Below are 22348 nucleotides of genomic sequence, written 5' to 3'. Positions count from 1 at the left end.
TAAAGGTTGCAGATTGACTTCCAAACCCAATCTTGGCACTTGATGCCGTTACCGGGAAGCGGGAAGTCCCTTCGTATTCGTGCAATAAGCATATACAGCTATGCTTTATATAGCACTAAATCAATTCCCGAGCAGTTGCCGCAGGAATCGCTCCAGCACATTGTTGACGACGCCTGGCAGCGGGTTGTCGCGCTGCTCGGGCTGCGGTTCGGGCGGTGGCGGTGGCCGCGGACGCGGGATGTCGAATTCCGCCTTTGCGTCAAGCCAGCGCTTGCGAAAGGCCTGCTGGAACACCTCGCCCACCATCGGCAGCGCGCTGCGCGCGCCCTGCCCCCACGAGCCCATCGTGACGCTGTTGTCGTTGAAGCCGACGCGGGCGCCCGCTACCAGCTGCGGATTCATCATGATGAACCAGCCGTCGGTGTTGTCCTGGGTGGTGCCGGTCTTGCCGGCCAGGTCGGCCCCAATACCGTAACGGGTGCGGATGGCCGAACCCGTGCCTTCGTCGATCACGCCGCGCATCACGTTCACCAGGGTCAGCGCGTGCGCGCGCGGCATCGCCGGCGCGCGCTCGGTGACGGGCTGAAACTGCTCAAGCAGATTGCCGTTGCGGTCTTCCACGCGCTGCAGCAGGAACGGCTGGCGGTAGGTGCCGCCATTGGCGATGCTGCCGTAGGCCGCGACCATCTCCAGCAGTGTGACCGGGCTGGTCCCCAGTGCCAGCGAGGGCACCAGGTTGAGCTTGCTTTGGCGCACCCCCAGGGCCTGCGCCAATTGCCCGACCTTGGCTGGCCCCACTTCCTGCACCAACTGGGCCGTGATGGTGTTCTTGGAATAGACCAGCCCGTTACGCAGGCTGGTGGGCTGGTAGCTCGGCGGCGAGTTGTCACTGGGGGTCCAGACGCCGCTGCCGGGCAAGGCGATCTCCACGGGCTCATCCATGAAGGTATCCGAGGGGTCAAAGCCCTGCATGAATGCCGCGCCATAGACAAAGGGCTTGAAGGTCGAGCCCGGCTGGCGCCGCGCCTGGCTCACATGGTCAAACTGCTCCTGGGCATAGTCCCGGCTGCCGACCCACGCGCGCACGGCGCCGCTGCGCGGGTCCAGCGCCAGAAAGCCGGCTTGCAGCACGGCACGCTCCTGCCCGGCCTTGCGCCGCCCGTCCGCCAGCTTCTGCAATTGCCCCAGTTGCCGCGCCACCGCCTGGGTGGCCGTTTTCTGAAGGTTGGCATCCAGGCTGGTGAATACGCGCAGGCCGTCGGCCTGAATGTCATAGGCGCGCTGGTCGGCCCAGTCAACCAGCCATTGGCGCAAGTGCTGGGCCACGTGCGGCGCCAGCCCCAGCGACACCACTTGTCGCTCAAAATTGAGCTTGAGCGGGCGTTTGGAGAGCGGCGCGAGTCGGTCCGGCTCAAGCTTGTCATTTTTGACCATTTGCGCCAGCACCAAGTTGCGTCGATTGAGCGCGCGCTCGGGGTTCTGCACCGGGTTGTAGTAGCTCGTGCCCTTGAGCATGCCGATCAGCGTGGCACTCTCGAGCACGTCAAGCTTGCCGGCCGGCTTGTCAAAATAGGTGCGCGCGGCCATCTCGATGCCAAAGGCATTGTAGAGAAACGGCACGGTGTTGAGGTAGGTTTCCAGGATCTCCCGCTTGGAATACACCGCCTCGATCTTCAGCGCGGTGATCGCTTCCTTGATCTTGCGTGTGATGCTGTTGGCGCGGCCGATTTCTTCCGGGTAGAGGTTGCGCGCCAGCTGCTGCGTGATGGTTGAGCCGCCCTGCAAATCGCCGCCCAAGGTGCTGAGCACGGCGCCGGCCAGTCGGCGGAAATCAATGCCGTGATGATCGTAAAAGCGGCGGTCTTCGGTGGAAATCAAGGCGTCCATCACGCTCGGGGCGATCACGTCCAGGCTCACCCACTCGCGGTTGATGCGTTTGTACTCGGCCAGCAAGGTGCCGTCGCTGGCCAGCAGCACCGACGGCGCTTCCGCTTTGGCCTTGCGCAAGTCGCCAATGCCGGGCGTGAACGGAATCAGCACCAGCACGTAAAGCAGCAGCAGCGCCGGCAGCAGCGCAGCCGCCCGCCAGGGGTGGCGCCGGGCAGCGGCCAACAGCCAGTGGTATTGCGCCGTGGCGACGGTGACGGCGCGTTGCAGAGCAGGGTTCATGGGTGGTGGTGGCGTTTGATCATGGCGGGGGCCATTCTAGGCAGCTTGGCGTTTCGTGCGGCGTGGCGCCCGCCAGGACTAGCGGGCCGGCTGCTGACGCTGGTACTCACGCCGCTTCATGTCGAGGTAGGTGGCGCGGTCGACTTCATGCAATTGCCGCGCATAAAGCTCGGTGGATGTGAACCAGTTCTGCAGGCGCTGCTCGACCTGCCGCGCCGGCGCGGTGGCCAAGGCAGCCAGATAGGCGTCAATCGCCAGGTAATAGCGCATGGTGTTGCGTTCCACCACGCCGCGCACGCCGCCAATCAGGCCGGGCCCGCCGCTGACCGGCGAGCCGGTGGCACTGAAACCCACCTTGTTCCGCCCGATGGTGGCCAGATAGGCTTGCATGGCGAGTCGGCCGGCCAAGTTGTAGGCATAGGAATAGGTGATGTGCAGGAAGGTCTTGTTGCCCGGCACAGAAACCGCGTCCAGGCGGATGCGGTAGTCGCTGGTGCCCAGCGGCCCGGTTTTGGCGCTGAGCCCGACGTCAAAATAGTCGGGCGTGCTGGTGGCCACGCGGTAGGCAAAGTTGACCCGGTAAGCTTGCCCGAGCGGCTGGTAGTCTTTTTTGCCGATGCTCACGGCCAGCAGGGTGCCGGTGGGCCTGGTCGAGGCCTGGCAGTACTTGGTGTTGATGTGCAGAATCAGCATGTCGCACCAATGGGTCGGGTCATTGAAGGCCTGGTTGACCGCGGCAAACGGGTAGTCCACCAGCGCATAGATCTCGCCCCGCAAGTGCTTGGGCGACTCGACCGAATGCAGGTACAAGGGCCGCTTGAATTGATTGCTGCTCAGTTGCGGCGTCAAGGCGAGGTACCTGGCCCGCAGCGAGGCGGCCGAATCGGTGTCGGGTGTGGCGACATCAGCGTGGGCGGCGCCCAAGCACAGCAGGCCGATGAGCCCTGCCAGCATCATCCAAACTAAGCGGATTTTCTGAACTACTTTGTGCATTGGCAGCTGATCTTTGCAAATGATAATTGTCCGACAAACACGAATAGCCCTTTATGCACGCATTGAAACTATCGGAACTCATGGGTGCGCTCAGCCATGCGCTGGACATCACCGAGGGCCAGCCCGAGGGCCACTGTGTGCGCTGCTGCTGGATCGGCATGCACATCGGCCAGCAGTTGGCCTTGCCTGCCGAGCAGCTGTGGGAGCTTTATTACACCCTGTTGCTCAAAGACTTGGGTTGCAGCAGCAATGCCTCGCGCATTTGCGAGTTGTACCTGAGCGACGACTTGGCCTTCAAGCGCGATTTCAAGTGGGTCGACGGCAGCCTGCCGCAGGTGTTGCGTTTTGTGCTGCGCCACACCGGCCCGGCCGCGGGTTTGATGGACCGGCTCAAGGCGCTGGGCGGCATTTTGTCCAATGGTGATGCCATCGCCCAGGAACTGATCCTGACGCGCTGCACGCGCGGCGCCGACATCGCGCGCCAGTTGCGCTTTTCTGAACGCGTGGCGCGGGGCATTCATTCGCTCGATGAGCACTGGAACGGGCAAGGCCGGCCCGAAGGCCTGGTCGGTGATGCCATTCCTTTGTACGCGCGCATTGCCCTGCTGGCGCAGGTGGTGGATGTGGTCAACAGTTCAGGCGGACAAGCCGCCGTGGCTGCGGAACTGCGCCAGCGCAGTGGCAAGTGGTTTGACCCGGCCGTGGTGGACGCGTTCTTCGCCGTGGCGGCCAGCGCCCCCTTCTGGGCCAACCTGAACTCGCCCGAGGTCGAGGCGCAGGTGTTTGCGCTGGAGCCCGGTGGCCATGAAGCCGTGCTGGATGAAGATTATCTGGACGACATTGCCGAAGCCTTTGGCCAGGTGGTGGACGCCAAAAGCCCGTTCACGGCCGGACACAGTGCGCGGGTGGGCCTGTACACCGCACTGCTGGCGGAGTCGCTGGACCTGCCGGAGGCGCGCCGGCGCTGGCTCAAGCGCGGCGCGCTCCTGCATGATGTCGGCAAACTGGGCGTGAGCAACGCCATCCTGGACAAACCCGGCAAGCTCGACGCGACCGAATGGGCCGCCGTGAAGCGCCATGCGGTCTACACCGAATCGATCCTGGGCCGCATCCGCATATTCGATGAACTGGCGCGCGTGTCCGCCGCGCACCACGAGCGGCTCGACGGCGGCGGTTATCCGCGGGGCCTGAAGGCCGCCGACATTGTGCTGGAGACCCGCATCATCACCACCGCCGATATTTTTGACGCCATCACCGCCGAGCGGCCCTACCGCGGCGCCGTGCCGGTTGACAAAACGCTGGCCATCATGGCCGACACCGTGGGCACGGCGATCGATGCCGACTGCTTTGCGCACCTGAAGAAGATCATCCAGGCGCACCCGGAGTTTTTCCCCAGGTAAAGGGCTGCGCGTTTAATTGCGCTCAGGGTGCTTGCGTCGCGGCGCGCCAGGGCCGGGGCGAAAAGCGAAATACCTGTGGATCGTTGACATCCACGCTGGCCTTGACCCAGCCAAAAAATGGGTAGCCATAGGTTTCCACCCGCGTGAAGTTGCCGATGACTTGCTGGCTGGCCGGGTCGCGCAGCGGCCGGTCGATGCGCTGCCAGTGCGAGTCGCCATGCACCAGCACCACTTGCCCGGCAAAAGCCTGAGTCTCCTCGCGCAACTGCGTCAGGAAGTCGGCATAGCCCGGCTGCGGTCGCCCCTGGTTGGCGGCTTCAAACCCCGGGTTGGCCTGGATCACGATCAGAATGCCGGTCAGCTGCTTGGTGCGGGCGCGCTCAAAGGCCTGTGCCAACCAGACCCGGTTGGCCGCACTGCGCGCGATGAACTCCGCCGCCGGGCCGCCCCTGCGGGTCGTGCCATGGAAATTGTTCTCGCTGCCGGGCAGGTTCAGGCCGACAAACAGGGCGCCCCCTGCCTCCCAGCGCACGTTTTCGCGGTGGCTGGCAAAGGCCGGGTCACGACTCTGACGCTCCAGCTTTAGCGCACGCTGGCCCAGCGCCTTATCCCCGGCAAAAAACAGTTCGCGCAGTTTTTGCAGGCGCTCCAGCGGGTCGTAGCCGCCGTTGCTCTTGCGGTGACAGTCGGTCCATTCGTTGTCACCCGGCACATAGACTAGCGGGGTTTTGGACGCCTGAAAGACGCCCAGAATGTCGTGCAGGACGGCGTCACTGCAGGCGCTGCCGCCACTCTTGATGTCGCCGTCATGGACGATAAAGGCCAAGTCTTCGCGGTCCATGTCGGCCAGCAATTCGGGCAATTGCTGGCGCTCCCAGTGGCTGTAGGGCATGTCGCCGATCAAGCCGAAGGAGAGCGGCTGGGCGCTGGCCAGGCTGCTCAAACCGAGCAGCAGGACCAGGGGACCGAAGCCTTGAAAAAATTGGCGCAGTGTCATCAAACCCCCGGTCAAAGACCGGATTACACCACCCCGGCTTGGCGCAGTGTGGCAATCGCCGCCGCATCGAGCCCCAACTCCCCCAGCACCTCCTCGGTGTGCTGCCCCAAGCTGGGGGGCGCCCGGCGGAGCACCGGCGGCGTGGCCACCAGGCGCAGCGGGCTCGCCACGGTCACAATTGATTTGATAGCTGCTTGATCATTATCGACGGGGGTTACGGCCTGATTGACCACTAAGCCACGGGCCTGCACCTGGGCATCGGCAAAAGCCTGGCCGATGTCGTTGATCGGGCCGCAGGGCACGGCCTTGTCTTCGAGCAGGGCAATCCAGTCGGCGGTGCTGCGCCCGCGCGTGACTGCCTGCAGCGCCGGTATCAAGGCATCGCGGTGTTTCACGCGCAAGGTGTTGCTGGCAAAACGGGGGTCGCTTGCCCACTCGGGGTGCTCGGCGGCCTGACAGAAGCGGGCAAACTGGCCGTCGTTGCCCACCGCCAGCAGCATGGCGCCATCCAGGGTGGGAAAGGTCTGGTATGGCGCCAGACTTGGATGGGTGTTGCCCTGGCGCTGCGGCACGGCGCCGGTGTTGAGGTAGCCGGCCGCCTGGTTGCCCAGCACGGCCATGCCGACATCGAGCAGCGCCATGTCGATGTGCTGGCCTGCGCCCGTGCGGTGGCGCGCTTCAAGCGCCGCCAGAATGGCGCTGGTGGCATAGACGCCGGTGAAGATGTCGATCACCGCCACGCCAACGCGCATCGGGCCGCCACCGGGCACCGCGTCCGCCTCGCCGGTGATGCTCATCAGGCCGCTCATGGCCTGGATCATCAGGTCGTAACCGGCGCGCTCGGCATAGGGGCCGTCCTGGCCGAAGCCGGTGACCGAGCAGTAGATCAGGCGCGGGTTGACCTCCTTCAGGCTCTCGTAATCCAGCCCATAGTTTTTCAGGCCGCCAACCTTGAAGTTCTCGACCAGGATGTCGCTTTCCAGCGCCAGCTGGCGGATCAGAGCCTGGCCTTCCGGTTTGGCCATGTCGAGCGTGATGGCGCGCTTGTTGCGGTTGCAGGCGGTGAAGTAGGTGGCCTGGGTCGTGTCGTGGCCGTCTGCGTCCTTGAGGAACGGCGGGCCCCAGTGGCGCGTGTCGTCGCCGGCACCGGGGCGTTCAACCTTGATCACGTCGGCGCCCAGGTCGGCCAGCATCTGGGTGCACCAGGGGCCGGCCAGGACGCGGGAGAGATCCAGCACCTTGAGGTGGCTGAGGGCGCCCGCTGGCGCGGTGGCTTGGGGGTCTGCTTGGTTCATAGTTGCTTTCAATCTCTTCTCTATTCGTTTTTTACTTGTTTGCCTGCGCTGCGGTTGACTGGTGATGATTTGTTTTTTGCCATTTTTCCCCCACTCACTCCCCCAACCCCTCTCTCGCCCCGCCGGGCGAAAGAGGGGGGCCTCATTTGGCCGCATCTTGAAAGGCGGGAAAACTGGTAATCACGGGCGCGCTGGCCTCAAAGTGGCGGTATCTCAGGAACCAGTCGCTCTCGTCAATGAGCACGTCGCGCTCAGACTTCGACGGCAAAGCACGCAGCGGCTGCGCGGGGAAACGGCCTCGCCATTGCGGCTACTTCGAGGCAGCGTGCCATCCAGAAACAGATTTCCCACCATCAAAGCGTTGGCCAAATGTGGCTGTTAGCTCCCCTTTCCGCCCCGGCGGGGGTGGAGAGGGGTTGGGGGAGAGGGGGGGAATACAAAAGCAACAAAGTCAATCTTCCCAAGAGCCAATCAACGAACCAAACCAACACTATGCCAACTGAATTTCACTATGGCTCGCCGTCGGCCCGCCATGCCGGAAATGGCTCAGTTCGCAAACGCCGCAATCCCCGTCTGTGCGCGTCCCAGAATCAGCGCGTGGATGTCGTGCGTGCCTTCATAGGTGTTGACCACTTCCAGATTCACCAGATGCCGCGCCACGCCAAACTCGTCGCTGATGCCATTGCCGCCCATCATGTCGCGCGCCAGCCGGGCAATGTCGAGCGACTTGCCGCAGGAATTGCGTTTCAGCAGCGAGGTCAATTCGACCGAGGCGGTTCCTTCGTCCTTCATGCGCCCCAAGCGCAAGCAGCCTTGCAGACCGAGCGCGATTTCGGTTTGCATGTCGGCCAGCTTCTTCTGGATCAACTGGTTGGCAGCCAGCGGGCGGCCGAACTGCTTGCGGTCCAGGGTGTACTGGCGGGCGCGGAACCAGCAGTCTTCGGCTGCGCCCAGGGCGCCCCAGGCGATGCCGTAGCGCGCCGAGTTCAGGCAGGTGAACGGGCCTTTGAGACCCTGCACTTCAGGGAAGGCGTTTTCTTCCGGGCAGAAGACGCCGTCCATCACGATTTCGCCGGTGATGCTGGCGCGCAGGCCGACCTTGCCGTGAATGGTGGGGGCGCTCAGGCCCTTGGCGCCTTTGTCCAGCACAAAGCCGCGAATCGGCCCGACTTGGCCTGATTCACTCACCTCCTTGGCCCACACCACAAAGACGTCGGCAATCGGGCTGTTGGAGATCCACATCTTGCTGCCGCTCAATTTGTAGCCGCCGGCGACCTTGTGCGCGCGGCTCGCCATGGAGCCGGGGTCGGAGCCGTGGTCGGGCTCGGTCAGGCCGAAGCAGCCTATCCATTCGCCGGTAGCCAGCTTGGGCAGGTATTTCTGCTTCTGCGCCTCGGTGCCGAATTCAAAGATCGGCACCATCACCAGCGAGCTTTGCACGCTCATCATGGAGCGGTAGCCGGAGTCCACGCGCTCGACTTCGCGCGCGATCAGGCCGTAGGCCACGTAGTTCAGGCCCGGGCCGCCGTAGGCTTCGGGGATCGTGGGGCCCAGTAGGCCGAGTTCGCCCATTTCACGGAAGATCGCGGCGTCGGTCTTCTCGCCGCGAAAGGCTTCCAGCACGCGCGGCTGCAGTTTGTCTTGGCAGTAGGCGCTAGCGGCCTCGCGCACCATGCGCTCGTCGTCACTGAGTTGGCTGTCGAGCAAGAAGGGGTCTTGCCAGTTGAATGCGGCGTGGGCCATTGAAGCGTCTCCTGGTGAGAATGAAAGGGCAGATGACGCATGGTAGCGCCCGTGCGGCTTGAAGGCAAACGATGAATAATCACCAAGCAATGACTATTTGTAATATGTGGATCATTGAGTTTGTACCAATATTTGTTCAATATAGTGATCTAATTGCACTACATCCCACGTATTTAAACAACATACAGCTATCAAAATAATTGAATGTTCTGATAGATCAACCCTGTAATTGTGTACATTAAGCACATCATGCGCAGAAAAATCCCCTCGCTCCAGGCCCTGGCCTGCTTTGAAGCCGCCGCCCGCCAGCAAAGCTACACGCGCGCCGCGCAGGAGCTGGCGCTCACGCAAGGCGCGGTGTCGCGCCAGATCACGGCGCTGGAAGACTTCTTAGGCATCGCGCTGTTTCGCCGCACCCGCCACGGCGTGCTGCTGACCGAGCGCGGCGCCGACTACTTTGCCCAGGTGGCGCCGCGCTTGCAGGCGCTGGAGCAGGACACGCTCGACGCGATGTCGGCCCAGGGCCCGGGCGGCACCCTGCATCTGGCGGCAGTGCCGACCTTTGCCACGCGCTGGCTGATCCCGCGCCTGCCCGAGCTGAAGCAGTTGCAGCCCGATCTGACCATCCACATTGAAACCAGCACCCGCCCGTTCATGTTTGCCGACACCGTGTTTGACGCGGCGCTGTATGCCGGCACGCCCGAGCAGGTGAGCCAGTGGGCCGGCACGCAAGCGCGCAAGTTGATGGTTGAACAGGTGGTGCCGGTGTGCAGCCCGCATTTCCTGGCCGGACAAAGCAGCTTGACACCCTCCGCCATTGCCGCCTTGCCCCTGTTGCAGCAAAGCACCCGCACCGAGGCCTGGCGGCGCTGGTTTGAGGCCATGGGCGTGAGCGCGCCGCTGGCCCTGGCGGGCCCGCGCTTTGAGCTGTTTTCCATGACCGCGGCGGCGGCCGCGCACGGCTTGGGCGTGGCGCTGGTGCCGCGTTTGCTGATCGAGCCCGAGCTGGCGCGCGGTGAACTGGTGGTGGCGTGTGAGCAGGTTCTGCCCAGTGAGCGCGCCTACTACCTGGTGACGCCGCAGACGCCAGAGGAGCGGCCGGTGCTCAGCCGCTTTGTGCTCTGGCTGCAGCAGGCGGCAAGCGCCGTTGCGACTGATGTTGTGGGTTGACGCTTATTGGGCGTCGACTTGTGCTGCGACTCGCACGGGCAAGCCTTGGCTGGCTCTGCGCAGCGTTGCACGCTCCTGCACATCATAGGACCCGAAGACTGCTTGTGGCGAACGAGTTTCGGGCAGCACGTAAACAATGCCGCTGGTCTTGGTAAAAGCCGCACTCACCACGGTCTTGAAGAAATCAGCCGGCACGTTGATGCAGCCATAAGAGATGCGGTTGTCCAGCGTCGAAGACGACGCCAGACGCTCGCCGCGGCGCTCGTCGGCCTTGCTGGTGACCACCGGATGCAAAGAAATGGCTGAGTCGTAGTCGACCCACAGCATTTGCTTGCCGCGCAGATTTTTATCCAGGTCGGCCACAAAGCGCCCGGCCGGCGTGGTGCGCTCCTCGGGGCGAATGCTGCTCAGCGGGCGTTCGCCGATGCCGGGCACCGAGTCGTCGCCGACCGCCGAGCCCAGCAGCACCGGCGCGCTGGCACGCAGGCGCCCGTCGGCATAAAACACATAAACCCTGGCATCGAGCTTGTCGACAATCACAAAGGGCAAGCCGCGGTTGTCGCGGGCGTCAATCACCCAGTCGGCCACATGGCGCGCATCCTGGGACGGGCGTTCTTGCCCGAAGTTGGCTTGCTTGACAGGCTGACTCAGGGCCCGTGGCGCTGCCGTGGCAACAACGGTCGGTGTGCCATGCGGCGCCGCTTCGCCCAGGGCCAAGGCAGGCGTCACACCCCAACTGGCGCCAAGCACACCCAGCCACATCAGCCGAGCCAGCGCCGGGCGACTCCAACGCAAGGGTCGGGCACGCCGGGTGACTGGTGCTGCTGCCATCACCTTCAGTTCAATGATGTTGTTGCGTGTTTTCATGGGTTTGTCTTGACAAAGCCTGTCCAGGCGACCATGCGTGTCATGGTATCACTGCCCTTCAATTTCTGGGGCGAGAACCCGCGCGGCGTCGGCGAGGTCTTCCGCAAAAGAATCGGGGACGTGGCAAGGGGCTGCGGCGCGCCGACTTCAGTCAGCAGCGCGGCGCAACCCCTTGGCATTAGCCCGACTTAATTGCGGTCTTGCTTGCGTGCGCGCTTGGGCGCCACGTAGATTTCCGGCGGGGTTTCAGGCGCCACGATGACGGGCGGCTGCTCCACCACCAGCACCGGGGCGACGACGACCGGCGGCACGACCGGTGGTGCCAAGGTCAGCAGTTCCGGCGGCGTGCCCGGGGGTACGACCACCGGCATCCAGGTCGGTGCGGTGACACCTGGCTTCACGACTGGTCCTTCGTAGGGAACGTCAGGCAAGGTCTCTATGGGTGTTGTTTCTACCGGTGGCACGATCACTGGCAAGGGGCGCACCGTCAACACGCCGTCAACATAACCGATGTCGTAGTTGGAGGGCGTGAAGGTACCGCCGGTGGCACTGCCCACGGTGATCGGGTAGGTGGTGCCGGCTGGCGCAGTCGCCGGCTGGCCCGGGCTGGTCTCAGTCACACTGCCAACCGTTTCATCGTTCGCCAAGGGCGTCGTGCTAAAGCCCGACAAGACCGGCGCCTCTCCGTAGTTCTTGGTGACATCGTTGGCTGTAATCGTCAGAGGCGCCGGCGTCACAGTCAGCTTGCCATCAACATACGTTATGGTGTAGTTGGTTGGCGTGAAGCTGCCGGTGGCGCTGCCGGGCGTGATGACGATCGGATAGGTGCTGCCGGCCACGCTGGCGGTCGGTGCCGAACCGGTGCTGGTCTCGACCACACTGGTGACCGTGTCGCTGTTGAGCAGGCCAACCTGGGTGAAGGCCGTGCCGGCCGGCGTGAACGTTGTGCCGTAGACCTTGGTGGCGTCATTGGCCGTCAAGACCAGCGGTGCCGGGGTCACGGTCAGGGCGCCATTGAGATACGTGATGGTGTAGTTGGTGGCGATAAAGCCATTGGCGCCGGTGGCGCTATCTGGCGTGATCGCGATCGGATAGGTGCTGCCCGCCACGCTGGCGGTGGGCGCCGAGCCGGTGCTGGTCTCGGTGACGGCAGTGACGGTTTCACTACCCACCGGGCGTACCGGCACCGTAAAGGCAGTGCTCAACGGTGTGAATGTCGTGCCGTAGACCTTGGTCGCGTCGTTGGCCTTCAAGGTCAGCGGTGCCGGTGTGATCGCTGCGCTGGTTACCCCAGAACCATAAACATCCGTGCAAGTACCCCAAAGCGCAAATTTAGCCGCGTCTGCCCCGCCCAGGCTGTAACCGGTATAGGTAATTGGTTTGTCAGTGCCGACGTCCTTGGTGTCGAAAAGGCCCGTGCCTGGAACCAAGGTCACAGTGCCACCCAGCGTGGGGTCGCCCCTGAAAGAAAGAGTCGCGTCCCTGTCGCCGTCATAGACTTTGTCATTGCCCTGTGCGAAGACCAGCATGTGCTGCGTCAGCGTGGCGCCGCCGGTCAGGATGAAGTTACCGGAAAAATCATTTGGCGTGGCGTAGGAAGCTGGGGTGGAGTCGACCGTGACAGCCTCAGGAACAGGGGCAGTCCCGTTGACGGTATAACGGACACCCGGCCCAAAGACCACGGTGCCACCGATAAGCCCCGGCACTTCGGCGGAAGGTTTGCTTCCGGCACGCAGCAGCACGTTGCCATTGGTCGTCGTCATGGCCGCGGCAATAACAATATCGCGTCCTGCCTTCAGTATGGCGTCGCCATCAGTCGTCGTCACGGCCCCATTGATTTTGATATCGCGTCCGCAGCAGATGGTGAAGTCGCCACCGGTCGCCGTAACGGCCGAATTGCTGATGACGTCATTGCCCGCGGTCCAGGTAATATTTCCACTGTCTCCCGCTGCGAAGGTTGCCCTAATGCCTGTGGACAGGCCCGCCTTCACGATTACATCGTTGCCCGCGTTCGCTACCAGGTTGCCGCCGGTCGCCGTGATGTTCGCATTGAAGTTCACGTTGCGCGCAGCATTCAAGGTCAGCGTGGTCGGAACACCGCTGGACACCGTCCAGCTGAGCGCATCATTGACATTGATATCGCCGACACCATTGGTTGCCCCATAATAATTTGTCGGGGGCGTGTTGACTCCGGTTTCTACCGTGCTGATGACGACGCTGTTAGTGACCAGTTGCCCTTCAAGAGTGGTGCCGGCGATATCGTCGCCGGAATTTGTACCAATGGTGAAGTCCTGTGGGTCGATCAGCCAAGTCCCGGTTTTTCCGGCGCTAGCCAACGTGGTAATTTTGACATCGTCTGCCACCTTCACATGCGCCGCCGAGGTTTCAATGAAACCGCCGTTGCCGCCATGGGGTGCCGACGCATCGAGCGTGCCGCCCACATTCACGGTGCCGCTTTGCATGTCGCCCATCAGCATGATGCTGCCGTCTTCACCGGTGACCAGCGTCTGTGCCTGGACCACTCCGGTGTTGTTCACGGCGCTTGGCAGCAGGGCGCTGGCCGAGCGCGAGGTCAGCAGGACCTGGCCGCCGTCGGCCTGGATCAGGCCGCCGTTTTGCGCGAGCGCGTTGACCGCGCCTTGGTTCACGCTCACATTGAGCAGGCCGTCACCGGCCACGTCCAGCGTGATGGCATTGCCAGCCGCGAGTGCCACGGTGCCGAGTTGGGCGGCAATGACGCCGTCGTTACCAACGTTGGCGCCCAATAACGCGACATAGCCGCCATCGGCGTTGATCGTGCCTTGATTCAGCACCGCGCCATTGCCCGCGCCGTTGAATTGGTAGTTGCCCGCCATGAAGTCACTGTCGGCGATGTTCAGGGTGGAGGCTACGAGCCCGCCCACATTCACCGATGAGCCCTTGCCGAACAGCACGCCATTCGGGTTAACGAGGAATACCTTGCCGTTGGCCGTCATGCTGCCCAGAATGCTGGACGGGTCAGCGCCCAGCACCCGGTTCAGCGTGACCGAATTGCTGTTGGGCTGCACAAACTGCACCGCTTCGCCCGCCGCGATGTTGAAGCTTTGCCAGTTGATGGCAGCGTTCTGCGTTGACTGGTTGATGGTGGTCTTGCCAACTGCTGTGCTGATGTTGGCAGCACCCGCTGCCACCACGCCACCCGCAGGCCCGGCAAAGGCGTTGCCGCCAAAGGCCAGGGCGACAGAGAGGGCCAGTGCCTGCAAGGCAAAGGCGGCCGCCGAACCCGTCGCATTGCTGCACGACGAGGTTTTTTTGCCCGCGCTCTTGGCGTCTTCTGATACCGCCACAAAAGTGCCGGTGCTGTCGTTCCAGATGGATCGATAAGTACAGTTCATGAGTTCACTCCAAAAATCTTAAAAAATCTGTGTTCAAGGCTCAATTGCAGGACAACGGCCTTAGAAATACTTGACAGCCTGAATCCAGAAGCGACCCGACTTGTCGGGCGCCGAGGTGGCATCTTCATCACCAATCTTGCCGGCGTAATAGGCCCGCACCATGAAGTTGTTGGTGTCCGACCAGTTGAGGCCGACGCCGGCGCCGCTCAGGGTGCGGCGATCGTCCGCGTTGTGCGCGCGCACGGTGCCTGCATCGACGAAGCCGATCAGCTGCAACTGGCCCGGCATGCTGTCAGAGAATTTGGGCAACTGCATGCGCGCTTCCAGATTCAGCACCACGCCTTCGTCGCCATAACCTTCACCTTCCGGATAGGCGCGCACGCCATACATGCCGCCGAGCTCCATTTGTTCGGACGAGTCCAGGGCCGTGGAAGCGAGTTGGCCGTTTGCCACTGCGGACAAGGAGACGGTATCGGTTACGCGCTGCAGCCGCGACAGACTGAAACCGAGCTTGTTGAAGTTGCCATTGATCTCGCCAGGGTTGCTGTTGTCGATGTTGCCAGCGCTCAAGGCGAGCGAATAGCCGGTGACACCGCCACCACCCAAGCTGTCACGCCGGTTGCCGGACAGGCTGGCCGTCAAGACCTGGGCCTTCTTGTCACGCAGGGTCGTCGAGTTAATATTGTCTTCAAACGTTTTGTCGTCGTAGCTGAGCCCGGCGTACAGGTTGTTGTTGCGTGAGCGGATCAGGGGGTAGCTGCCGTAAAGGCTGGCAACCTTGGCTGTGCCGTTGTAGCCTAAGCCCTCGTAAGCCCCACGACTAAGTTCGTATTCCAGCGCGCTGTAGGCGACGCCAACCGTGGCTTTGCCCAATTGCAGCTGGTAGGAGCCGCGGGCATAGTTCAACCCTTTGCCGGAGGTCAACACCCGCAGCGAGGCCACATCACCCAGGCCCAGCGGTTCGTTGTAGTTGACGGTGGCACCAATACGGTACTCGCCGGTGTAATAGTTGCCAGCGTTGTCGGCATCAATGCTGCCGCTGATACGGGGGCCCTGTGTCATGTTGACAAGTAGGTCGGAGCTGCCGACCGTAGCGCCGGGAACCAGGGTCGAGTTGACCTTGACGCCGGGCAGGTCAGACAGCAGCAGCAGGCGATTCTCTAACGGGCCTGAGGCCACCACATCGCCGCTGTTAAGGCCGCTGAGCAGGTTGTTGGCCAGCGCGTTGGACACATTGGTCTGGTTGTTCAGCGCGACCTTGCCGTATTGCCCATCGATCACGGCGATGGTGACGATGCCGTTTTTGATGTCTTGCGCCGGCAGGTAGGCCTGGGCCACAAAATAGCCGTTGCGGTGGTAGTGGTCGGCGATGCGTGCGGCCATGCCGCGCAAATCAGTCAGCGAGAGTTCGCTGCCTGCCTTGAAGCCGGTGATGGCGAGCAAGTCTGCCTCAGAATAGACCTTGGCGCCGGTGACGCGCAACTGGTTGACGGTGATTCTTGCGTTGTCTGGTGCGGCCATGGCCGCTGGGCTGATGGGCTTGAAGTCAATACCCGGCTCTGCGGGCCGTTGGATTGGCGCAGGCGGAATTTGCTGCATCTGGCTGCCAGCGTCCGGCGGCGCAGCAAAGACAGCGGGGCTCAAGGCCAGCAACGCACAGGGGATGAATTTGTTTTTTAACATGGTGACTTTCGGAGGGATCTGACAAGGCAGGACGGGTAACTAGAACATTCTGTTGCAGCGCCTTGACCGGGTCGGTGTGCTGGCGCACATAGCGCGGATAATTCCGATGATCGCTTGGGGCGGGGCCAATTGGCGGGCCGTCCCTGGCTGAAGCAACCAATCCACCGGCATTGCCGAGGGTTTCAGACCAAGGAAAAGGAATGAGCAAGATTCTTGTCGCGTACTCGACCACCGATGGCCATACGCGCCGCATTTGCGAGCGCTTGCAGCAAGTCATGGCGCAGCAGGGCAACACCGTGACGGTCGAGCCGCTGGCCCAGGCCGATGCGCTGGATTTGGCCAGTTTTGACAAGATCGTCATTGGCGCCAGCATCCGCTACGGCAAGCACCAGCCGACGGTCAAGCAATTCATTGAGCGCCATCAGGCGCTGCTGCAGAGCAAGGCCAATGCCTTTTTCACCGTCAACATCGTGGCGCGCAAGCCGGAAAAGAACCGGCCTGACACCAACCCCTACCTGATCAAGTTCCTGCGCACGGTCAGCTGGCAGCCCAAATTGCTGGGTGTCTTTGCCGGCAAGCTCGACTACCCGCGCTACCGCTTGGTCGACCGCTTCATGATTCGCCTGATCATGTTCATGACGAACGGCCCGACCGACCCCAAGGCGGTGATCGAGTTCACCGACTGGCAACAGGTGGAGTCCTTTGCCCAGCGGGTCTGCGACATGCCCTGAGTTGTTGCGCATGCGGAAATGGAAACGCCGGGCATCGTGACGATGCCCGGCGTTCTAATTTAGGTCTTCTACAGAAGCGCCACTGGCAACCCAGGGGCGCTGCCTTTTTAGTGGCTGCTACTAAAGAAGCCGATCGCAACCAGTGTCAGCAGGGTCAGGCCAATACAGATCAGCACAAAGCCCAGCGCACGGGAGAATGCCATCTTGGCGGGTGACGGTGCGTCCACCAGGTATTTCTCCAGTTCACCGGTGTCAACCAGGCGCTGGTACTCAACGCCATGGTCGTGCTTGAACTCTTCAAGCGAGAAGGTGCCGGTGAACATCACCACTTCAAGCGGGAACTTGTCAGGACGGAAGTGGTTGTTGAAGAAGTGCACGGTGAACAGGAACACCACCGCCAGAAACGCTTCTTCAGCGTGGAAGATGGCCGCCACGTTGAACACCCAGCCCGGCAGGAACGCGCCGAAGAAATGGGGGAACCACATCATCAAGCCGCTGACACCGATGATGGTGACACCCCAGAACGGAGCCCAGTAGTCAAACTTCTCCCAATAGGTCCAGCGGTCAAATACCGGACGCGGGCCTTGCCCAAAGAACCACTTGAACATGGCGAGCATGTCTTTGCCGTCTTGCAGGTTGGGCACCAGCGAGTTCGGGCCGAAGAACTTGAAGTTCTTCCAGTCTTTGGCAATGCGCACCGTGATGTAGATCAGGTGCCAGAAGAACACGCCGGCAAAAATGACCGCCGCTACACGGTGGATCAGGCCAGCGGTTTGCGGACCGCCCAGCGCCGTCATGATGACAGGCGCCCAGGACACGTCAGCATAGAACAGCGGCATACCGGTGATGGTCAGCACCATCAAGCTCAGGGCAAAGGTGATGTGGGCAATGCGCCAGGTCAAGCTGAAGCGCTTGACGTGTTTGCCTTTCAGGTGCGTCGGCACCGCTTCGGCCTTGATGCGCCGATGCGCGCTGGTGGCTTTGCGTTCCTTGAATTCGCGGTAGAACCACAGCAGCGTGTGCACCCAGAAGAAGCCAAAGGTGCCCACCAGCAGCTGCACCATGATCTGCCAGGCCACCCAGATTTGCGGGTAACGGTTGAAATCATTGACATGACCATGCGGCTCAAAACTGACAAAACCGGCCGGCGCCAGAGCCAATTCTTTTTTACCGCTGTGGCATTCGCGGCAGGTCTCCAAACGGTTGTTGACATGAACCTTGGATTTGGGGTCGTCAGCCCTCAATATCTCGTGGCTGCCGTGGCAGTTGTAGCACTTGGCAGTGTAGGCGTAGCCCAGCGTGCTGATCTGACCGTGAAAGGTGCCTTTGTAGGTCTTGAGGTTTTCTTCATGGCACGAACCGCATTGGTCGGTCACGGCAAGCTTGAAGGGGTCGCTCGAAGAATTGACGACCGCATGCGCGGTATGGCAATCAGAGCAAACCGCGGCCTTGGGGTTCTTCTTGTCCAGCACTTCCTGGCCGTGCACCGAGCCGGCATAAGTTTCTAGCTGGTCATCATGGCAGCTGGTGCCGCAGGTGTTCGAAATAGTCAGGCGCCAGTCGTTGTACTGCGGCGAATCCTTGGCTGGGACGTTGAAGCTGTGCGTGTCGTGGCAGTTGTCGCACGAGGCATTGGGCTTGGTGTTGTCGTCGGCACTGGGGCGCGCGTGGAAGGAGTTCTTGTACGCTGCAATGTTCTTGGCTACCAACTCAAGACGGGGCTTGCTCTTGGCGCTGCTGTCTTTTTGCGCCTGGTCCCACAAGTCTTGGTGGCAACCGGCGCAGTCCACTTTCTTCAGCGCTTGCGCTGGGTCCTTGGCGTGGGCATTGGCGGTTTCGGCGTTGTCCTTGATGTCGGTGTGGCAGGCCACGCATTGCATCTGGGCGTGCACGCTCTGGCCAAACTTGTCGGGTGCAACGCTGTGCAGCGCCCGCTTTGAGCCGTCAGCGGCCGGTACTTCGAGATTGCCTTTCTTGCCATCATGGCAGCTCAAGCAAGTGGCATTGTCAAGAGGCGAGGCGGCGCTGGCGGGTAAGGCCAACAGCACACTTGCAAGACAAAGAAAAGTGGCCCCTAGGGCCGAACGCACAAATCGCATGGGAAAGTCTCCACATTGTTAGACGGGGAAGTTTAACTTCAATTGTGTCCACTCTGTTAAGTACTGTAAACACTGTGACATAGATCAAGTGGGGGTGGCGACTCGCGCACTGCTGCATGTGCTGCAGTGCCGGTTCGCAGCGGCTGCGTTGGGGGCATCTGTCGCTGACAAAAGAAAACCCGGAGCTGCTACCAACTCCGGGTTCTATGAATTCTTCGCCGGTGACCCGGTCATGCAATCGCCGCTACTTCTTGTTCCTATACAACGCGGCATTCTTGGCGGCATCCTTGTAGGGCTGTTTGGCGATGACCAGTTTGCTGATCGTCAAGTATTTTTCCTGGGTGAGGATGTTGTCGCTCGCCAGCCAGGCCTTGCTGCCATAGGGTCGGTTGGCAACGATCTTGGCGGCTTCAGCATCCGTGATGCCTGGCAGGGTCTTGAGCTCTTCCTTCTTGGCGCTATTGATGTCGATCAGTTTGATCTTGGCGGCAGCTTGTGGCTTGGTCTTGACCTGGCTCTTGTTGGGAGCACCCGTTGGCCACGCAGCAGGGCTTGCGACTTGCGCTGGGGCAGGAGCCTGGCTTTGGGCAGCCAGAGAAGCACTAGCGGCCACCAGCGCGACGACCGTGGTGAAGACAATGGAAATAAGGGGCTTCATGAGATTCCTTGTGAAATGCTTGGGCCAATATGGCTATCAACGGGGAGATTTTAAATAGTAGGTCGGATTCGCTGTCGGATCGGCAGATTGCCCATGGGCCTGAGTCTAAACCCAGTCACCGAAGAACGTGCAGGGCCGGCTCGGCACCCAGGGTGGGCGCACCAAAAAGAAGACCCCGCCGTGGTGACACGGCGGGGTCTTCAGAGTAAAGAGGACTGTAAAACCAGCCCCTCTAAGTTGGCTTACTTGGTATGGGCTACGGCTGCATCAGCGATCTTGCCAGTGCTGTGACACACAGCGCATGTCTCGCCGGCTGTGCTGACCATACTGCGTGTGACCAGGATCTGACCGCCATTGAGCTTCATGTGCGCGACAGCCGGACTTGCGTCATGGCAGCTGGCGCAGGATGCGGTGAACGGCGTTGTCATCAAATCAGTGGCATTGGTGGTCTCCAGCGCGGCCTGCGCGTCAGCAGGAGTCCGGCTCACACCATTCAGGAACACGCCATTGTTTGCTTCGTCTCGTGAAGGAAGTGTGTTCGCTGGCACAGTGCTGTAGGTACCGGCTTTGTGGCAGGTCTGGCAGTTGTTCAGGATACCGACAAAGGTGATGTCCGCGCCGTCAATCAGAGGAAGCGCACTCGGCATCCGACTGCCACGAGCAATCCGGAACGGATTTGTGCTACGGGCTTTGCCAGCGTGGATGCCGTGAATCATGTCCTTGAAGTTGTTGCTAACCTGCGGGAACGCCAAGGCACCATTCACTGCGAGCCTGTCAACACCCCATGATGTCAAAGTTGCCAAGTTGGCAGCCGTGAACGGGAAAGCCTGCAGTGCGGTGTCGCTGATGCCACGGCCACTGGTGACAATGGTCGGGTTGTGACAGACGGCGCAGACGAGGGTATTGCCAACGGTTTGCTTACCGATGTTGCGGTTGCCGCCATGGCCTTCAAAGACTTCATGGCAGTTACTGCACTTGGCGGCTTCGACGATGGCACGGCGGTCTTCGCCGCTGACGGCTTTGACACTCGACAGCGTGTGACGGGCCGTGTTGGCTGCAATGCCGTTGGTGCCAGCGGCTTGGGTGTAGTAGCCTTGCAGCGCAATCGTACGCAGCTTGGCACCCGCCGGGAACGCCGCAGCCGCTGAGGTCAGGGCGACGGTGTAGTAGCCGCTGGCGTCAGGTGCGCCCAGAGTACTCATCAGGGTGTTGATGCCGACAGTTGCTGGCTGACCGTTTTTCTTGCCCAGGTTATTGAAGTCAACCGGGGTGGCGATTCCGTCCTGCGCAGCGGCGTAACCGACCAGGAAGGACGGATTGCCAGTGAAGCCGACCAGCGAGTTGGTACTGGTTCCGTCGAAGACGACCGGCGTGGCCGTGGCTTCAGGCGCAGTCTGCTTCATGACTCTGAATGTCACCACTGGCTGGTTACTGGCGTTCACGGTGACGGTCTTGACGTCGTAGGTGAAGTTCGTCAGGCCGGCTGGCACCGTCAGGTTATGCGGGGTCATGTTGACGCCAGCATGCGCGATCGCGATGTCTTTGAGCCCACCAACTTTGTGGCAAACCAGACAATCCTTGTCGTCAGAGAGCTGAACCGCACCACCCATGTGACCGGTGGTCGCGCCCGCAGCCGTTGTTCCGGCACCAGTGGCAAAATTGATGCCGTCATGGCAAGAGCCGCAGGCCAGAATGCTGGGTGCTTGCTTCCAGTTGTCACCCTGTGTTGTCTTCGCGCTTGAAGTGGCTGAATTGTCATGGCACTTGGTGCAGTTTGTAACCTCTTGCGTGTAGGCAACCTTGTTGAACAGCACACTCGCGTAGTTGTAGTTGGCCTTGGTCAGCCTATTGCCCATGTGCACCTTGTGGATCATGGTCGTGAAGTTGCCACTGACCTGGCCATCGGCAACATAGGTGTTTGGGCTATAGCTAATGCGGCCATCGGCGGCTATGGTTTTGGTTAGCGCGGGGAACGCACCACTGATCGACGTTGCCAGAGCTTGGCCGTTCTTACGCTGGTCGGTATGGCAAGTCACGCAGTACCGGGTGTCGACACGGCCACCATGCGGGGTCGTGACGCCAATTTTGTCATGGCACTCGTTGCACTTTGCTGTGGCCACGATCTCGCGCTGCGAGTCGGCAGCGGCAACGACCTGACCGGTCGCAGGGATGAAGTCATAGACCACATTGATCGGGTTTTTCAGAGCAACATTGTTAACTGAACCCGAGAGCTGAATGACCAGACGGTGATGCAGGGCAGGAACATAGTCCAGCAGCGTCCCGTCGGCACCCATGACATCGGCCTTTTTGTAGGGCGATGCGGCATTGGCTGCATCGGCAAACCAAGCGACCATCTTGGTCTGCAGCGGGCCGGTAATGTCGCGCGAGAACGTGTACTTGTAGGTGCCATCGCCAGTGGCGACCAGATTCGCCGCAACGCTGTCAGTGGTTGGGCGACCCGGCGCACCGGTATCAGGATTACCCACAATGTAATTCACCCACTTGCTCGGGCTGCCATTCGCGCCGGGAACCAGTTTGGCAATGGTAAAGCGCAGCTGCGAGGCGGCCAGACCGACCACGGGATTGGTGCCATCAGTTACGGTAAATGAGACCTCGGGGGCGCCATTGATTGCAACCGACTGAACCGTACCCACGGGCGTCAGATTGGCCCAAGCGTCTGCGCTCACGGTGGCGAGGTTGACCACAGTGGCAGGCGTTGTAGCTACAGGGCCGGGAGGGCCGGGAGGACCAGCAGGGCCAGCAGCGCCAGCAGCACCATCATCGCCGCCACCGCAACCCGCGAGTGCGACCGCGAGCAAGCTCGCCGCAGCGAACTTGAGCCATGTCGGCCCTGTCCGCTTTTTACTTGAAAGTTCAGAATATTTCACTGAGAACTCCTTAATGATTAATACAAACTTCGCACCGCGTTCACACATCTTTACGTGCGTAGGTGTTTGTACTACCTTGAGAGGAATTCGTGGCAGAGAGAAAAGTGCACTGTTTGCGTTATGTCAAACTCGAAAAATATTATCGCAACCTGATATAAAGATATATCAATATATGGATCTGTTGCTTCTAATGGATTGGCGACGGCCGGTCCTGTGACTCTGACCGTATTGGTATACGCTCCTGCCAGCATGGACCGTGCTCCCGTGGCAACCCTCAAGCT

General features: G+C 61.4%; 14 protein-coding genes. 3 read left to right on the top strand and 11 right to left on the bottom strand.

Annotated features, from left to right (window positions below; translation table 11 throughout):
• Positions 1-120: 120 nt before the first annotated feature.
• Positions 121-2169, bottom strand: a complete 2049-nt coding sequence (locus GZ093_RS07390) for a transglycosylase domain-containing protein (protein ID WP_296484214.1) — start codon at positions 2167-2169, stop codon at positions 121-123.
• Positions 2170-2247: 78 nt separating this feature from the next.
• Positions 2248-3162 (bottom strand): hypothetical protein, encoded by a 915-nt coding sequence (locus tag GZ093_RS07385; RefSeq protein WP_296484211.1) that lies wholly within the window; start codon positions 3160-3162, stop codon positions 2248-2250.
• 53 nt (positions 3163-3215) lie between these two features.
• Here GZ093_RS07385 and GZ093_RS07380 point away from each other — a divergent pair, with 53 nt between their 5' ends.
• Positions 3216-4562, top strand: a complete 1347-nt coding sequence (locus tag GZ093_RS07380; protein WP_296484208.1) for an HD-GYP domain-containing protein — start codon at positions 3216-3218, stop codon at positions 4560-4562.
• Positions 4563-4584: 22 nt separating this feature from the next.
• Here GZ093_RS07380 and GZ093_RS07375 read toward each other — a convergent pair whose 3' ends face one another.
• From GZ093_RS07375 to GZ093_RS07365, 3 genes are all read right to left on the bottom strand, one after another.
• Positions 4585-5559 (bottom strand): hypothetical protein, encoded by a 975-nt coding sequence (locus GZ093_RS07375; protein ID WP_296484206.1) that lies wholly within the window; start codon positions 5557-5559, stop codon positions 4585-4587.
• A gap of 23 nt (positions 5560-5582) precedes the next feature.
• Entirely contained in the window at positions 5583-6854 is a 1272-nt protein-coding gene (locus GZ093_RS07370; RefSeq protein WP_296484205.1) for a CaiB/BaiF CoA-transferase family protein, read from the bottom strand.
• 546 nt (positions 6855-7400) lie between these two features.
• On the bottom strand, positions 7401-8597 hold the full coding sequence (locus GZ093_RS07365; protein WP_296484203.1) for an acyl-CoA dehydrogenase: 1197 nt from the start codon (positions 8595-8597) through the stop codon (positions 7401-7403).
• A 249-nt stretch (positions 8598-8846) separates the two neighbouring features.
• Here GZ093_RS07365 and GZ093_RS07360 point away from each other — a divergent pair, with 249 nt between their 5' ends.
• Complete coding sequence (locus GZ093_RS07360) at positions 8847-9767, top strand: LysR substrate-binding domain-containing protein (protein WP_296484200.1); 921 nt, start codon at positions 8847-8849, stop codon at positions 9765-9767.
• A gap of 3 nt (positions 9768-9770) precedes the next feature.
• Here the strand turns inward: GZ093_RS07360 and GZ093_RS07355 are convergent, their stop codons facing one another.
• From GZ093_RS07355 to GZ093_RS07345, 3 genes are all read right to left on the bottom strand, one after another.
• Positions 9771-10634 carry a L,D-transpeptidase family protein gene (locus GZ093_RS07355; protein ID WP_296484197.1) on the bottom strand — a complete coding sequence of 288 codons (864 nt, stop codon included), beginning with the start codon at positions 10632-10634 and terminating at the stop codon, positions 9771-9773.
• Between the two features lie 188 nt (positions 10635-10822).
• A complete protein-coding gene (locus GZ093_RS07350) occupies positions 10823-14008 on the bottom strand; it encodes a filamentous hemagglutinin N-terminal domain-containing protein (protein ID WP_296484192.1) in 3186 nt (1061 codons plus the stop codon).
• 60 nt (positions 14009-14068) lie between these two features.
• Positions 14069-15691, bottom strand: coding sequence for a ShlB/FhaC/HecB family hemolysin secretion/activation protein (locus GZ093_RS07345; RefSeq protein ID WP_296484189.1), 1623 nt, complete (start codon positions 15689-15691; stop codon positions 14069-14071).
• A 200-nt stretch (positions 15692-15891) separates the two neighbouring features.
• Here GZ093_RS07345 and hemG point away from each other — a divergent pair, with 200 nt between their 5' ends.
• Positions 15892-16422 (top strand): menaquinone-dependent protoporphyrinogen IX dehydrogenase, encoded by a 531-nt coding sequence (gene hemG / locus GZ093_RS07340; protein ID WP_296484187.1) that lies wholly within the window; start codon positions 15892-15894, stop codon positions 16420-16422.
• 107 nt (positions 16423-16529) lie between these two features.
• On the opposite strand, the gene GZ093_RS07335 is transcribed toward hemG, so the two are convergent.
• From GZ093_RS07335 to GZ093_RS07325, 3 genes are all read right to left on the bottom strand, one after another.
• Positions 16530-18521, bottom strand: a complete 1992-nt coding sequence (locus GZ093_RS07335; RefSeq protein WP_296484184.1) for a cytochrome C — start codon at positions 18519-18521, stop codon at positions 16530-16532.
• 244 nt (positions 18522-18765) lie between these two features.
• Positions 18766-19179: a helix-hairpin-helix domain-containing protein gene (locus GZ093_RS07330; protein ID WP_296484182.1), complete on the bottom strand. Its 414-nt coding sequence runs from the start codon at positions 19177-19179 to the stop codon at positions 18766-18768.
• A 242-nt stretch (positions 19180-19421) separates the two neighbouring features.
• Complete coding sequence (locus GZ093_RS07325) at positions 19422-22067, bottom strand: OmcA/MtrC family decaheme c-type cytochrome (protein ID WP_296484179.1); 2646 nt, start codon at positions 22065-22067, stop codon at positions 19422-19424.
• Between the last annotated feature and the right edge of the window lie 281 nt (positions 22068-22348).

Source organism: Rhodoferax sp., from assembly GCF_010365055.1.
Taxonomy (GTDB): Bacteria; Pseudomonadota; Gammaproteobacteria; order Burkholderiales; family Burkholderiaceae_C; genus Rhodoferax.
The sequence above is the reverse complement of the archived record's forward strand: the minus strand, read 5'-3'. Positions and strand labels throughout refer to the sequence as shown.

Excerpts from the sequence above, each read along its gene's own strand:
- GZ093_RS07390 (WP_296484214.1), bottom strand. The coding sequence starts at position 2,169 with ATGAACCCTGCTCTGCAACGCGCCGTCACCGTCGCCACGGCGCAATAC.
- GZ093_RS07385 (WP_296484211.1), bottom strand. The coding sequence starts at position 3,162 with ATGCACAAAGTAGTTCAGAAAATCCGCTTAGTTTGGATGATGCTGGCA.
- GZ093_RS07380 (WP_296484208.1), top strand. The coding sequence starts at position 3,216 with ATGCACGCATTGAAACTATCGGAACTCATGGGTGCGCTCAGCCATGCG.
- GZ093_RS07375 (WP_296484206.1), bottom strand. The coding sequence starts at position 5,559 with ATGACACTGCGCCAATTTTTTCAAGGCTTCGGTCCCCTGGTCCTGCTG.
- GZ093_RS07370 (WP_296484205.1), bottom strand. The coding sequence starts at position 6,854 with ATGAACCAAGCAGACCCCCAAGCCACCGCGCCAGCGGGCGCCCTCAGC.
- GZ093_RS07365 (WP_296484203.1), bottom strand. The coding sequence starts at position 8,597 with ATGGCCCACGCCGCATTCAACTGGCAAGACCCCTTCTTGCTCGACAGC.
- GZ093_RS07360 (WP_296484200.1), top strand. The coding sequence starts at position 8,847 with ATGCGCAGAAAAATCCCCTCGCTCCAGGCCCTGGCCTGCTTTGAAGCC.
- GZ093_RS07355 (WP_296484197.1), bottom strand. The coding sequence starts at position 10,634 with ATGAAAACACGCAACAACATCATTGAACTGAAGGTGATGGCAGCAGCA.
- GZ093_RS07350 (WP_296484192.1), bottom strand. The coding sequence starts at position 14,008 with ATGAACTGTACTTATCGATCCATCTGGAACGACAGCACCGGCACTTTT.
- GZ093_RS07345 (WP_296484189.1), bottom strand. The coding sequence starts at position 15,691 with ATGTTAAAAAACAAATTCATCCCCTGTGCGTTGCTGGCCTTGAGCCCC.
- hemG (WP_296484187.1), top strand. The coding sequence starts at position 15,892 with ATGAGCAAGATTCTTGTCGCGTACTCGACCACCGATGGCCATACGCGC.
- GZ093_RS07335 (WP_296484184.1), bottom strand. The coding sequence starts at position 18,521 with ATGCGATTTGTGCGTTCGGCCCTAGGGGCCACTTTTCTTTGTCTTGCA.
- GZ093_RS07330 (WP_296484182.1), bottom strand. The coding sequence starts at position 19,179 with ATGAAGCCCCTTATTTCCATTGTCTTCACCACGGTCGTCGCGCTGGTG.